10 protein-coding genes are annotated in these 14120 nt (G+C 44.5%); 5 read left to right on the top strand and 5 right to left on the bottom strand.

The features are described from left to right. Nucleotides 1-494 precede the first annotated feature (494 nt). The 4 genes from MED222_RS05615 (at nucleotide 495) to hemN (ending at nucleotide 3924) form a co-directional block, all read left to right on the top strand. Nucleotides 495-1133, top strand: a complete 639-nt coding sequence (locus MED222_RS05615; RefSeq protein ID WP_004735576.1) for a class I SAM-dependent methyltransferase — start codon at nucleotides 495-497, stop codon at nucleotides 1131-1133. Further along, nucleotides 1133-1690, top strand: coding sequence for a Der GTPase-activating protein YihI (gene yihI / locus MED222_RS05620; RefSeq protein ID WP_004735577.1), 558 nt, complete (start codon nucleotides 1133-1135; stop codon nucleotides 1688-1690). The genes MED222_RS05615 and yihI overlap by 1 nt, the downstream gene beginning before the upstream one ends. Before the next feature lie 6 nt (nucleotides 1691-1696). Further along, the gene (locus tag MED222_RS05625) at nucleotides 1697-2185 is read left to right on the top strand and encodes a DUF2489 domain-containing protein (protein WP_009848043.1); all 489 of its coding nucleotides are present in this window, start codon (nucleotides 1697-1699) and stop codon (nucleotides 2183-2185) included. Nucleotides 2186-2532: 347 nt separating this feature from the next. Beyond that, complete coding sequence (gene hemN, locus MED222_RS05630; protein WP_009848042.1) at nucleotides 2533-3924, top strand: oxygen-independent coproporphyrinogen III oxidase; 1392 nt, start codon at nucleotides 2533-2535, stop codon at nucleotides 3922-3924. 125 nt (nucleotides 3925-4049) lie between these two features. Here hemN and MED222_RS05635 read toward each other — a convergent pair whose 3' ends face one another. The 5 genes from MED222_RS05635 to glnA all read right to left on the bottom strand — a co-directional run bounded on the left by MED222_RS05635 (nucleotide 4050) and on the right by glnA (nucleotide 11710). Next, nucleotides 4050-6623, bottom strand: coding sequence for a bifunctional diguanylate cyclase/phosphodiesterase (locus tag MED222_RS05635; protein WP_009848041.1), 2574 nt, complete (start codon nucleotides 6621-6623; stop codon nucleotides 4050-4052). Nucleotides 6624-6731: 108 nt separating this feature from the next. Continuing rightward, on the bottom strand, nucleotides 6732-8135 hold the full coding sequence (gene glnG, locus MED222_RS05640) for a nitrogen regulation protein NR(I) (RefSeq protein WP_009848040.1): 1404 nt from the start codon (nucleotides 8133-8135) through the stop codon (nucleotides 6732-6734). A gap of 110 nt (nucleotides 8136-8245) precedes the next feature. Then, on the bottom strand, nucleotides 8246-9322 hold the full coding sequence (gene glnL, locus MED222_RS05645) for a nitrogen regulation protein NR(II) (protein ID WP_012602997.1): 1077 nt from the start codon (nucleotides 9320-9322) through the stop codon (nucleotides 8246-8248). Nucleotides 9323-9490: 168 nt separating this feature from the next. Then, a complete protein-coding gene (locus MED222_RS05650; protein WP_009848038.1) occupies nucleotides 9491-10060 on the bottom strand; it encodes a DUF4124 domain-containing protein in 570 nt (189 codons plus the stop codon). A 240-nt stretch (nucleotides 10061-10300) separates the two neighbouring features. Further along, the gene (gene glnA / locus MED222_RS05655; RefSeq protein WP_009848037.1) at nucleotides 10301-11710 is read right to left on the bottom strand and encodes a glutamate--ammonia ligase; all 1410 of its coding nucleotides are present in this window, start codon (nucleotides 11708-11710) and stop codon (nucleotides 10301-10303) included. A 563-nt stretch (nucleotides 11711-12273) separates the two neighbouring features. Here glnA and typA point away from each other — a divergent pair. After that, a complete protein-coding gene (gene typA, locus MED222_RS05660; RefSeq protein WP_009848036.1) occupies nucleotides 12274-14106 on the top strand; it encodes a translational GTPase TypA in 1833 nt (610 codons plus the stop codon). The last annotated feature ends 14 nt before the right edge of the window (nucleotides 14107-14120 follow it).

The following is a 14120-nucleotide window of genomic DNA, read 5'->3' as shown; positions in this document are numbered from 1 at the left end:
GCCCCGATCAGTAATGGTTGGGGCGTTTTCTTTTGTATTGATTTTATATATCCGGTTTGTGTTAATGTCTAATTTATCAATGCGTGTTCGAATTGTGTACAAAAGTGTGAGCTCGCACTCTTGTAGTCTTTTTGTAAAAAGGTAAAGTAGCCGCCATCAGCTAGGAGCTGACTTAGATACGGATGGTCATCTAGTCTAACGGTATAGACAGAAACGGATCAGGCTAGGACAGCCCAGCAACAAGGTGTTAGAAAAGGATAGCCAAAACTCATCAGGACGATGAACAACAAACAAATTTGGCATGGAAAGCACCAATAACAAATGGAGATTTGTGTACCAAGTTGAGTATGCAAATTTTGGCCGATATAGGCAGATTTAGAGAGCGATAGGTTTTCCTATCGCTTTTTTTATTGATTTGATGAAAAAACACCCAATACCTCTCCACTATAAACTCAGTTTCTGGTATGTTTCGCATCCCTGTTTAAGGATGTGCTATGTATACTTGTCCCTTATGCCATCACCAAGGCGTGAATCACTATTTTGAAGACAAACGCAGAGCCTATCTGCAGTGTCAGCAATGTGAACTGGTATTTGTTAAACCTGAACAAAGGTTAGAAGCAAAAGAAGAGAAAGCACACTATGATCTCCATGAGAACGATCCTAGTGATGCAGGCTATCGCCGTTTTCTATCTCGCATCGCGGATCCACTAACAGACAAAATTTCATCTAACTCACACGGGTTGGATTTTGGTTGTGGCCCAGGCCCTACGCTATCTATTATGTTAGAAGAAGCCGGACACACCATGGAGTTGTACGATATCTATTACCACCCAGAAGCTTCTGTGTTGGAAAAAACGTATGACTTTATGACTGCCACGGAGGTGATAGAGCATCTTTATCACCCAGACAAAGTGTGGCAGCAATGGTTGAATTTAGTTAAACCCAAGGGCTGGATTGGTCTTATGACTAAACTAGTAATAGACGTAGACGCGTTTGCTGGTTGGCACTACAAGAATGACCCGACACATGTCGTCTTCTTTAGTCGTCAAACATTCCAGTTTTTGGCAGAGCGGGATAAGCTCGAACTAGAATTTTTTGGAAATGATGTAATTTTACTGAGGAAAGTGCAGTAATGGGTCGTAGTAAGAAATCAAGAAAACCGGGAGCACTTGGCGCTCCGGAACCTATGGTTACTCGTAACCGTAGTGAATCTGATGTTGAAGGTCGTGAACGTAAGCGTGTTAAAAAGCGTAAAGGCCTTAAGTCTGGCAGCCGTCACTCTGATGGTAGCGAAGCAAAACAGCGTAAAGCTGCACTAGCTCGCGACCCTCGTTTAGGCAGCAAGAAAAAAATCCCGCTGATTGTTGAACCAGCGAAGAAGTCGACGAAACAAGAGCGCAAGCTATCTAACGAACAAGAGTTAGAGATGCTTGAGAATGATGCTCAACTGAACACATTGCTAGATCGTATCGAAAATGGTGAAAACCTAGGTGCTGGTCTGCAGAAGTTTGTTGATGAGAAACTTGATCGTATCGAACACCTAATGGGCCGCTTAGGTCTGCTAGAGCCAGAAGACGATGAAGAAGAGATCTTCGAAGAAGCACCGGTTGCCTCTAAGAAGAAAGCAAGCTCTGACGAAGACTTGCTATCTCAATTCGAAGATTTCGACTTAGACAGCTTTAAAGGTTAATAGCCAATGAACGTAACCTTATTAGCAATTGCTGGTGGAATTATCATTCTCGGCTTGGGCTCTTACGCAGGTTACCTTCTACTTCAAGTGAAGAAGCAGACGGAGTTGCAAAAGCAGCATCAAGCACTTGCCATTGAAAAACGTAACGCGACGATTTACGAAAACGTAAATACTTTGTGCTTAGCGGGTATTCAAGGCCAGTGTGACTTACCTGAGATCAGTATCCGAGTGTGTATCATTATGGATAACGTTCAGGGTGATGAGCGTGTCGATTTTGATTCTGAGTATCCTGCTCTTTCTGAGCTGTACCATATCGTAAAAGATATGGCTCGCGGAGATGCAAGACAGGAACTGACGAAGAAAGATCGCATGCAGCAGAATCTCACGCGCCATAAGGCAGAGACTCGCTTGAATGATGCGGTCATCGAAGATTTGAAAAGGTTGCAGGAGAAGGTTAAGCCTCTCAACAACCAAATCAACATTCAGATGATCTAGTCACTAAGACTATTTAATATAGAGGCTTGTTGAACACTCCATTTTTAAGACGTGCTGCTTTTAATACCTATGCCTTTAAGACGCTTTGTCTTAAAGGCATATTGTTTTTAAGTCGCCTTGCTTTTTAATAGACAATGTTAAATGGGCTTTCTTACCTTTTGCGTCTCGTTAATCCCGACGCTTTGTTAGTGATCAAGCTAGCAGTTCTGAGTTTTTGTCTGAAAAATTGATTTTGTCTTGGAACGACCTTACTGGTCGTGTGGCAAAATAACCCGTCTATATTTTAATGTATGTAAAATGATTTGAGAGACCTTAGGTTCTCGCGGATCTAAATTGGAAGTACCGCTATGTCGAGCAAGCCAGTAACAACGAATCAGCAAATCGTTTGGGATCAAGAAATCTTAAACAAGTACAACTATTCGGGACCTCGTTACACCTCATACCCAACTGCGTTGGAGTTTCATGAAGCGTTTACTGTCGCTGATTACGACATGGCGTGTACTCAATATCCTGATCGTCCACTCTCTCTTTACGTGCATATCCCATTTTGTCACAAGCTTTGTTACTACTGTGGTTGTAATAAAGTCATTACTCGTCACTCGCATAAAGCGGATGAGTACTTGGATGTGATTGAACATGAAATCCGCCAGCGCGCCTCGTTATTGAATGGCCGTAAAGTGACTCAACTGCACTTCGGTGGTGGTACACCAACGTTCTTGACCAAAACACAAATCACTCGTTTGATGGGCATTTTGCGTGAAGAGTTTAACTTCACCGCTGACGCTGAAATCAGTATTGAAGTTGACCCGCGTGAGATTGAGCTAGACGTACTTGACCACCTTCGAAATGAAGGCTTCAACCGCCTGAGCATTGGCGTGCAAGACTTTAATAAAGAAGTACAGAAGCTGGTTAACCGTGAGCAAGATGAAGAGTTCATTATTGCAATGGTTCAACGTGCGACAGAGCTAGGCTTCCGTTCAACTAACCTGGATTTGATCTACGGCCTACCAAAGCAGACTCAAGCTTTGTTCGCTGAAACATTGAAGCAAGTGTTAGAAATGAAGCCGGGCCGTTTATCTGTATTTAACTACGCACACATGCCGCAACTGTTTGCTGCGCAGCGTAAGATAAAAGATGAAGACCTACCTGAAGCTAAAGAGAAGATGGCTATCTTACAAGATACTATCGAGACGCTAACCGGGGCGGGTTATCAGTTCATAGGTATGGATCACTTCGCATTACCTGAAGACGAGCTAGCCGTAGCACAACGTGAAGGTATTCTGCATCGTAACTTCCAAGGCTACACGACCCAAGGTGAAGCTGACTTAATTGGTTTCGGTGTTTCTGCTATCTCAATGGTCGGTGATGCTTACGCTCAAAACCAGAAAGAGCTGAAGAAGTACTACGCTCAAGTGAATGACCTGCGCCATGCACTTTGGAAAGGTGTTGCACTAGACAGTGACGACCTTCTACGTCGTGAAGTGATCAAGCAGCTGATTTGTAACTTCAAGCTTGATAAAACAATGATCGAATCTGAGTTCTCGGTTAACTTTAATCGCTACTTCAAAGAAGATTTAGAGCTTCTACAAACCTTTATCAACGATGAGTTGGTTGAAGTCGATGACAAAGAAATCCGCGTAACTTTGCGTGGCCGTTTGCTGATCCGTAACATCTGTATGTGTTTTGATAAATACCTACGTGCCAAGGCTCGCCAACAGCAATTCTCTCGCGTCATCTAATAACTCGATAGAGAATAGAAACATAAAAAATGCCAGCATCATGCTGGCATTTTTGTATCTGACTCATTCGGTTTCTGCCTGATTTAGGCGCGGCTCTCTTTGGTGCCCTGTTTAGCCTCTGCGTTTTATTCGACTTTGTTATTCGTTTTAAACTTGGCATTTAGCTTACTGCCTAGGTCGGTAGGCCATTGGTCAAACGGAACTGGACGGCTGTATAAGAAACCTTGAGCTAATGGGCATTGAAGCTGCTTGAGTAGTTCAGCTTGTTGTTGTGTTTCAACGCCTTCTGCCACCAAACTCACTTTGAAACCCTTGGTAATGTTGACGATGGCCGCGACGATGGAGCTGTCTAGGTTCTCTTTTTCCAACTTACTGACGAAGCTGCGATCGATCTTTAAGCAATCAAATGGCAGTTTGTGTAAGTAAGCCAGTGACGAATAGCCGGTACCAAAGTCATCAATTGCAATCGAGATGCCTAGTGCTTTTAGCGTCAGCATATTATCGATGATGGTTTGGTCATTGTCGACGATGCGTGATTCAGTGATCTCTAGCGTCAGGTTTTGGGCTGGTAATTTGGTGTCACGCAGCGTGGTTTTAACCAATTCAATAAATCCGCTTTCACTCAGTTGGTCGACAGATAAGTTAACGTGAATAGAGAAGTCTTTATTCCATTTTCCAGATTCAATCGCAATTGCGGTATCTCGACATGACTTGTGCAAAATCTGCTTACCAATGTCGTAGATCAATCCTGTTTCTTCTGCTAAAGGAATGAACTCCAAAGGTGAGATTATACCCTCGTCCGTTACCCAACGAGCCAAAGCCTCGGCACCTATGGTAGCTCCAGATTCAAGGTCGATTATAGGCTGATAGAAAGGCTCGAACTGCTGAAGATCAATTGCCTTGTTAAGACGTGCCAGCATCTTGGTACGATATCTCGATGCTTTGCCCATTTCTGGGTTGTAAATACTGACACTGGTTTTGTCTTGCTTTGCGTTGCTCAAGGCTATACTGCTGTTGCGTAGCAGCAGTGTAATGTCGTTGACGTTCGAGACATTCACGACCCCCATTGATACTTTGATGACCACGCTTTCTGATTCCATGGCAAATGGGGAGGTAAAGATTCGAAGTAAGCGACTCGTCAGTAGTTGAACGTCATCTATTTGATTGATGTTAGGAGCGTAAATCGCAAATTCATCCCCGCCAGTTCGAGCTAACAGGAAGTTCGATGGTAGCGTACCTCTTAAACGAGCGGCCGCAATGATAAGCAGTTGGTCACCATTGTAATGGCCGAGGCTATCATTAATATCTCGAAAGCGGTCAATACCAATTAAATAAAGTGTACCTTTTTCGTTTTCAGGGTTTTTCTTGGCTGTATCAATAAAGCCTTCACGACTATACAGTTTGGTTAATGAGTCATAGGTAAGTTGAGCCTGTAACGCCTGAAAAGAAGCCTTTAAATTGTTGGTCATTTCATTAAATGACGCAGTTAACATGCTAATTTCATAGATGTTGCCCGTTTTTGGCATGCTCGTCTCCCAGTCACCTTTGGCGAGGCGCTTTGCTGCCCCTGCAGTTGAAGTGATGGGTTGAGTTACGCGATTAAAGGCAATTAATCCAGCGATAATACCAATGCAACTGAGAGTTAGACCGAGTAACCAACTGTTTCTTTGGTTTTTTGGTAATTCACCAAGTAGGCTACTTTCTGGGATCGACATACCAATAATCCAAGTGATGCCGTACTCATCTTCATAAGGGGTAAGTTGATTGAAATATCGTTCGTTATCTAAATTAAAACTAAAGCGCTGCACATTTAAATCATCGATTAGATGAAACTTATCTACATAACGGGCACTTTCACGTATTACCGCGTTAGCACTCTCTGTTGCTAACAAGCGCTGGCCTTTGTCTGTTTGTCCTGTTCCCCAAGAGACCACGCTGCCTCCGCCCGAATGAGCGACTAAGCGCTGTTGCTTATCAATAATATAAACAGAGGCATCCGTTTTATCTTTGAGATCCTTGAGAAAAGCATTAAAGGTGTTGATCTTAATATCGCTGGCGAGGACACCTTTGAGCTCGTTATCACTATAGATAGGAGCGAGAGCCGATAAAGTGATCTCTTGTCGTTCATCTGCATTGGCATAAATTGATGACCATACAGCCTTGTTCTGTGTCACTACTGGAGTGTACCAAGGGCGAACTCTAGGGTCATAACCTGAAATTGTGGTTCGAATGTCTCCGCTAATCGTATTACCACGATAAATGACAAGTTTGCCTTGAGTTCGATCATCCCGAGCCATTAAAGTTAAGCCGCGGTTTGTTTCTTTTCGAAAGCCGACATAGTTACCATCTTCAGAACCAAAGCCGATTACATCAAGCTGAGGGATCGCTTGAAAATGCGCAGAAAACTTGTAAAGAATATAGTCTTGAACCTGACTAAGATTTCCCTCTTTATAAAGGTTGTGATAACCGATGTTATGACTTAGTGAAAGGTTAGCGTGAAATGGCTTTTCTAAAAAATCGGCAAGGCTTTGATGAACGTTATCAGTGAGTGATGTTAGTTGGCGCGCACTAATATCACTCACCATCTCCTTGTAGCTTTGCTTTTGAGTGAAAATCATTACGCCCATAGTGAAGAGAAATATCATCACGAATGGCAGAACCACTGCGGTTCTCAAGGTAATTTGTGTTTTCAAAGACATCTTTAGCTACAGTTTGGATAGATAGTGTACTGTAATTGTACCGATACTATTCAAAGCAAGCGACACTTTTTTAGCTTTAAAAAATATGTATCTAAAGGCATATATAGATCAGTACAACTCTTTGAGTTTACGAGTCAGGGTGTTTCTTCCCCATCCTAAAACTTTCGCTGCATCTTGTTTATGGCCATTAGTATGGTTGAGTGCGGCCTCTAATAATATACGTTCAAACTCGGGTAGAGCATAAGTCAGCAGCTCTTTTTCGCCGGAATCAAGCGCACTCTTGGCCCAATTAGCCAGCAGTTGTTGCCAATTACCATCAGTACCTTCGCTGATTACAACCTTCTCTTCCAACAACTCAGGTGGTAGATCCGAAGGGAGTATTTCGCTGCCGCTCGCCATTACAGTTAGCCAACGACAAATGTTCTCAAGCTGACGTACGTTACCCGGCCAATTGAGCTGATTGAGCTTCAGAATGGTCTCTGGGTGTAGTGTCTTCACTTCTACGCCAAGCTCTTCAGCGGCTGATGCTAGGAAGTGGTGAGTCAGCTTTTCAATGTCCTGTTTACGTTCGCGCAGTGCCGGAATATGGATTCGGATAACGTTGAGTCGATGGAAAAGGTCTTCACGGAAACCACCGTCATGTACTAAGCGCTCAAGATCTTGGTGGGTTGCGGCAACGATACGAACATCGACCTTAACCGCAGAATGTCCACCTACGCGATAAAACTGGCCATCAGACAGCACGCGCAGTAGTCGAGTCTGAATATCGAGTGGCATGTCGCCAATCTCATCAAGAAACAGAGTACCCCCGTTGGCTTGCTCGAAGCGTCCTTGGCGAACACTGTTAGCACCGGTAAAGGCGCCTTTTTCGTGGCCAAACAGTTCTGACTCGATGAGATCTTTGGGAATCGCAGCCATGTTCAGGGCGATAAAGGGCTTTTTCGCTCTTGGGCTGTGACGATGTAAGGCGTGTGCGACTAGTTCTTTGCCTGTACCTGATTCACCATTGATTAGCACGGAAATGGATGACCGAGACAAACGACCAATGGCGCGGAAGACTTCCTGCATCGCAGGCGCTTCGCCAATGATTTCTGGCGCGTTGGTGTCTTCTACTGCTTCACTCGCCTGTTCTCGCTTTTGCTCTTGGCTGTGGGCGATTGCTCGTTCTACTAAAGTCAGTGTCTCATCGATATCGAACGGCTTAGGCAGATACTCAAAAGCGCCTTTTTGATAAGCATTGACCGCAGCATCAAGGTCTGAGTGCGCGGTCATAATGATCACTGGCAGGTCGGGAGAGCGTTGATGAACCTGATGCAAAAGCTCAATACCGTCAATGCCGGGCATGCGAATGTCGGACACCAAAACGTCTGGTGTCTCGCGCTCAAGAGCAAGTAATACGCTCTCTGCATCAGCAAATGTTTCACACTTTATATCCGCAGATGAAAGTGTTTTCTCTACTACCCAGCGGATAGAGCTGTCGTCATCGACGACCCAAACGTATCCCTTACTCATAATTCAAATCCTTTGCAGCCAAATCTATTGTGATAATCATTGTTGTTTTTATTGTTCGGTATTCAGTGTTGCCAATGAAACGTTGTTTCCAGTGGGAGACACAGCTTTGCTTATATCGGCAAATAAATCGTGAATGTGGTGTTGCCCGGCCAGCTTTCAACATCAATTTTCCCATTGTGTTGATCGATCAGGTTTTGAGATATCGATAGCCCTAGCCCTGTACCTCCTTCTCGTCCGCTGACCATTGGGTAAAACAGGGTGTCTTTCAATTCATCGGGGATACCCGGGCCGTTGTCGCAGATCTCAATGCGAGCGGCGAGTTTGTGTCGCTGACCATGAATGTTTGCTTGATGCACCGTTCTGGTGCGAATGGTGATTTTTCCTGATTCTTGAGCCTTCAGAATCTGAGCTGCGTTGCTCACTATATTGAGCATGGCTTGTTCTACCTGTGCTGAATCCATCAAGATGTCCGGTAGGCTCGGGTCGTAGTCTCGTTCGATGACGAGTGTTGAACCTGATTCTAGCTCGACGAGTTGCCTTACTTTTTCAAGTATTTGGTGAAGGTTCTCTTCCGATTTGGTCCCCGGTTTCTGTGGGCCAAGCAGGCGATCGACCAAAGCTCTCAGGCGGTCGGCTTGCTCAATAATGATCTGCGTATATTCATTAAGGGACTGATCAGGGAGCATTTTACCAAGTAGCTGCGCGGCTCCTCTTAATCCGCCCAATGGATTCTTAATCTCATGGGCTAATCCACGCACCAATAGTTTAGCCGCTTGTTGTTGTGCGTGTTGGTTGAGCTCTTGGCTGAGGCGTCTTTGTTGGTCTATCTTGCGCATCTCAACCAATAACAGCGTTTCTCGCTGCCAAGAGATTGGGCTCACTGTTACCTCAAGCATTAGTGGGCGGTTATCAACCACAAAGGTAACGTCGCTGTCTGTGATGCTTTGGCCACTTTGTAGCGGTTGAGTCAACAGCGCTAAATCCAGTGAGGCGTGCTGGATAAGTTGGCTCAGAGGGTGATCAACGATACGTCGTGCACTTTGCGAAAAGAGTTGTTCAGCCGCCGGGTTGGCGTATCGGACATACAGTTGCTCATCGAGCATCAATGTTGAGGTCACCATATTGTCGAGAATGGCGCTGGAAAGATGATGTGTATCTATGCTGTCGCTTTTGGCTGATCGATTCACTATTTCGTCCTTGAACTGGTGTTTTTCTCACTGCACCAAATTGGTGCGAAGCTAAGTTCAAGTATGGCGCATATCAACCAGAAGCTAAAGATAATTCATTAGAGTCGCTGAAAGCTGCTTCGATCAGGTGAAAAGTAGAGGTAATTTGGCCTCTTTTAACACATTGGCTTACTTGAGCGTCGCTCGATGTAAATACACGGTGACTGGACTAGTAGATGCAATAAGCTTGCCGCTTCTATGTGCTTGAATTGCAATGGTGTGAGTGCCTCGATCGATACCTTTCAATTCCCAATTAGGTTGGGTTTGTGGAGCGCCATAACGACGACCATCGAGCATCAATTGCAACTGCTCTCCAATACCAAGCTTGCGGTTGAGTTCTATTTTTATTGGGATTAAGCCACGGTTGCTGCGGATGGTTTGATCATGAACTGGAGTCAGCATGCTGAGGGCTAACTGAGCGGGTACCTCTCGTTTCGTGTTATCCGTTTTTTCCTGAGCTTGAACTGGTGTTGCCATTTTAGTTGTAGAGGGATCTGCAGCGTCAACAGGCGTTGAAGCCTCAAATTTAGGAGCAGGCGCGGAAGCTTGTACGTCAGGTAGGCGCAGAGCCTCCGCACCTTGATCGGTAGGGGTATCACTAAAGTGAAGCACACCATCCTCATCTTCCCAGGTGTACACCGTTTGAGCAGAGCACGAGAATGCGACTGTTAATCCGATTAGGAACAGTATGTTTTTCATATCGTTAGCCTCTTTTCACCGTTAGGTGTTTTCACGTTTGACGTTAGTTTTGTTATTGATTTTATTGTATTTATAGCAACAGCCTCTGAGGGCTTTTGTTTAAGATATGGTACGAGGAAGCTGGGGGAGGGAGAATAGAAAAAAGGCCCGCCTGCGAGGCGAGCCTAATATTTTTTAGTGCTTCTTACATGTTGCAATAGCTTTTATTGCAGTAAGAATTACATGCTAACCGACTAAGGATTAAACTGAGTAGTACAGTTCAAACTCAAGTGGGTGTGTAGCCATGTTCACGCGCTGTACGTCATCAGATTTCAGAGTGATGTAAGAATCGATGAAGTCGTCAGAGAATACGCCACCAGCAGTTAGGAACTCACGGTCTTCGTTAAGTGCTGCTAGAGCACCTTGTAGAGATTCTGCAACTGTTGGGATTTCAGCTGCTTCTTCTGCAGGAAGGTCGTATAGATCTTTATCCATAGCTTCGCCAGGGTGGATCTTGTTCTTAATACCGTCAAGGCCAGCCATAAGCATTGCTGAGTAGCATAGGTATGGGTTAGCTGCTGGGTCACCAAAACGTAGCTCGATACGACGTGCTTTCGGGCTTGGTACTACTGGGATACGGATGGAAGCAGAACGGTTACGTGCTGAGTAAGCAAGCATTACAGGTGCTTCGAAACCAGGTACAAGACGCTTGTATGAGTTCGTTGATGGGTTAGCAAATGCGTTGATTGCGCGAGCGTGCTTGATTACACCACCGATGTAGTAAAGAGCCATTTCAGATAGGCCGCCGTACTTATCACCAGCAAACAAGTTTTGTCCATCTTTGTTCAATGACATGTGAACGTGCATGCCAGAACCGTTGTCACCAACTAGTGGCTTAGGCATGAATGTCGCTGTTTTGCCAAATGCGTGCGCAACGTTGTGTACAACGTACTTGTAGATTTGAGTCTCATCCGCTTTTGTTGTTAGCGTGTTGAAGCGAGTTGCGATTTCGTTTTGACCCGCAGTTGCAACTTCGTGGTGGTGAGCTTCAACAACTAGGCCCATCTCTTCCATTACTAGACACATTGCTGAACGGATATCTTGAGATGAATCGACAGGAGCTACTGGGAAGTAACCGCCTTTAACGCCAGGACGGTGACCTTTGTTACCGCCTTCGATGTCAGAACCTGTGTTCCAAGCGGCTTCTACATCATCAATCTTGAAGAAAGAACCAGACATGTCGTTTGAGAACTTAACGTCATCGAATAGGAAGAATTCTGGCTCTGGACCCACTAGAACTGTGTCTGCGATACCCGTAGAACGTAGGTATTCTTCAGAACGTTTAGCGATAGAGCGTGGGTCACGGTCGTAGCCTTGCATTGTTGCAGGCTCAAGGATGTCACAACGGATGTTTAGCGTTGCATCTTCTGTGAATGGGTCCAGTACAGCAGAAGCTGCGTCTGGCATCATTACCATGTCAGATTCATTAATGCCTTTCCACCCAGCTACTGAAGAGCCGTCAAACATTTTGCCTTCTTCGAAGAAGTCTGCATCAACTTGGTGAGAAGGAATAGAGATGTGCTGCTCTTTACCTTTTGTATCAGTAAAACGTAAGTCGATAAATTTAACTTCGTTCTCTTGGATCAGGGATAGTACATTTTCTACTGACATCTTGGATAACCTCCAGTGTTATTAATTCGGTATTAGCTCGATTCGGTTGAAACCAGCATTGATTAATGTCTATACGTGCATTAATCGATGCTGATTTATCTATAGCCAAAAACGTGCCAAAAAAATTATTCCATTAATTTCAATGATTTACTTGTTTTCTTTATTTGCGAACTCTGACTTTTGCACCAAAATGATCTTTGATTGCACGGTATTGGTGCAACTGTTTATCTGTGCACCAATATGAGACATAAGCGAACACCATTCAGCAATGAATTGCCTAAGTTGTCAATCCACTTTTGTTATTTTACCTGAGATTTGGTTGCCCACTTCGCGGGTGATACTTTTCGATAACCCTACGAATTAGTCGACTAGACACTGTACGGAACCAAAGTTAAGCGGATATGAATCGCTAATAAAGAAAAAAGCCTTGGTTCAGATCACATATTTCTGGGTTTTTGTCTAGAATCTGGTATATTATTGACCGTTTTTTAAATCAAGCTAGCGGTTATTATCCAAACTTTTGAGATAAGTGACGGCTACTTTTATGAGTGAATCGAGAATCCATGTCTACTCCACAGATTGATAAGTTAAGAAATATCGCGATCATCGCGCACGTTGACCACGGTAAAACGACTTTGGTTGATAAACTACTACAACAGTCAGGCACTCTTGAGTCTCGTGGTGAAGCTGAAGAGCGTGTCATGGATTCGAATGACATCGAAAAAGAGCGTGGCATTACAATCCTTGCGAAGAACACAGCAATCAACTGGAATGATTACCGCATCAACATCGTAGATACTCCGGGACACGCGGACTTCGGTGGTGAAGTTGAGCGTATCATGTCTATGGTTGATTCTGTTCTGCTTATCGTTGACGCAGTTGATGGTCCAATGCCTCAAACTCGTTTCGTAACGCAAAAAGCATTCGCACACGGTCTTAAGCCAATCGTTGTAATCAACAAGATTGACCGCCCAGGCGCTCGTCCTGATTGGGTTATGGATCAAGTATTCGACCTTTTCGACAACCTAGGTGCTACAGATGAGCAACTAGACTTCACCGTTGTTTACGCTTCAGCTCTAAACGGTTGGGCAACAATGACTGAAGGTGAAACTGGCGAGAACATGGAACCATTGTTCCAAGCTGTTGTTGATACAGTAGAAGCGCCAGCAGTTGACCTTGACGGTCCACTACAAATGCAAATTTCGCAACTTGATTACAGCTCTTATGTAGGTGTTATCGGTGTTGCTCGTGTTACTCGTGGTTCTGTTAAGCCAAACCAACAAGTAACTATCGTGAATGCTGAAGGCAAAAAACGTAACGGTAAAGTAGGTACTGTACTTGGTTACCTAGGTCTTGAGCGTCACGAAGTAGAACAAGCTAACGCTGGCGACATCATTGCAATCACAGGTCTTGGTGAGTTGAAAATTTCAGACACTATCTGTGACGTAAACACTGTTGAAGCAATGGAACCACTGTCTGTTGATGAACCAACAGTAACAATGACGTTCCAAGTAAACACTTCTCCGTTCGCGGGTAAAGAAGGTAAGTTTGTAACTTCACGTAACATCCTTGAGCGTCTTGAAAAAGAATTGGTTCATAACGTTGCACTACGTGTTGAAGAAACTGAAAGTCCAGACCGTTTCCGCGTATCAGGCCGTGGTGAACTTCACCTTTCTATCCTGATCGAAAACATGCGTCGTGAAGGTTTCGAGCTAGCAGTATCTCGTCCAGAAGTAATCATCAAAGAAGAAGATGGTCAGAAAATGGAACCGTTCGAAACGGTTACTATCGATGTAGTTGAAGAGCACCAAGGTGCGATCATGGAAAGCATCGGTCTACGTAAGGGTGAGCTAACAGATATGGCACCAGATGGTAAAGGCCGTGTTCGCATGGACTTCATGATGCCTTCTCGTGGTCTTATCGGTTTCCAAACTGAATTCCTTACAATGACGTCTGGTTCTGGTCTTATTTACCACTCGTTCGATCACTACGGTCCTTACAAAGGCGGTATCATTGGTCAACGTAACAACGGTGTTCTAATCTCGAACGCGACTGGTAAAGCACTGACTTACGCATTGTTCTTCCTTCAAGCTCGTGGTCGTCTATTTACAGAGCACGCTGATGAAGTTTATGAAGGTCAAGTAATCGGTATTCACAACCGTTCAAACGACCTGACAGTAAACTGTCTGAAAGGTAAGCAACTAACGAACGTTCGTGCATCTGGTACTGATGAAGCACAAGTTCTTTCTCCACCGATCAAGCACACTCTAGAGCAAGCTCTTGAGTTTATCGATGAAGATGAACTAGTAGAAGTAACGCCACTAAACGTACGTATCCGTAAGAAGCTTCTTACTGAAAACGAACGTAAGCGTGCAGCACGTCCAGCTAAGGCTTAATTGCCAGTTGACTA

Origin of the sequence: Vibrio sp. MED222, from assembly GCF_000153005.1 — a bacterium.
GTDB classification, from domain to species: Bacteria; Pseudomonadota; Gammaproteobacteria; order Enterobacterales; family Vibrionaceae; genus Vibrio; species Vibrio tasmaniensis_A.
The sequence above is the reverse complement of the archived record's forward strand: the minus strand, read 5'-3'. Positions and strand labels throughout refer to the sequence as shown.

What these genes read in the sequence shown, in the direction of transcription:
- MED222_RS05615 (WP_004735576.1), top strand. Translation starts at nt 495, where the DNA reads ATGTATACTTGTCCCTTATGCCATCACCAAGGCGTGAATCACTATTTT.
- yihI (WP_004735577.1), top strand. Translation starts at nt 1,133, where the DNA reads ATGGGTCGTAGTAAGAAATCAAGAAAACCGGGAGCACTTGGCGCTCCG.
- MED222_RS05625 (WP_009848043.1), top strand. Translation starts at nt 1,697, where the DNA reads ATGAACGTAACCTTATTAGCAATTGCTGGTGGAATTATCATTCTCGGC.
- hemN (WP_009848042.1), top strand. Translation starts at nt 2,533, where the DNA reads ATGTCGAGCAAGCCAGTAACAACGAATCAGCAAATCGTTTGGGATCAA.
- MED222_RS05635 (WP_009848041.1), bottom strand. Translation starts at nt 6,623, where the DNA reads ATGTCTTTGAAAACACAAATTACCTTGAGAACCGCAGTGGTTCTGCCA.
- glnG (WP_009848040.1), bottom strand. Translation starts at nt 8,135, where the DNA reads ATGAGTAAGGGATACGTTTGGGTCGTCGATGACGACAGCTCTATCCGC.
- MED222_RS05650 (WP_009848038.1), bottom strand. Translation starts at nt 10,060, where the DNA reads ATGAAAAACATACTGTTCCTAATCGGATTAACAGTCGCATTCTCGTGC.
- glnA (WP_009848037.1), bottom strand. Translation starts at nt 11,710, where the DNA reads ATGTCAGTAGAAAATGTACTATCCCTGATCCAAGAGAACGAAGTTAAA.
- typA (WP_009848036.1), top strand. Translation starts at nt 12,274, where the DNA reads ATGTCTACTCCACAGATTGATAAGTTAAGAAATATCGCGATCATCGCG.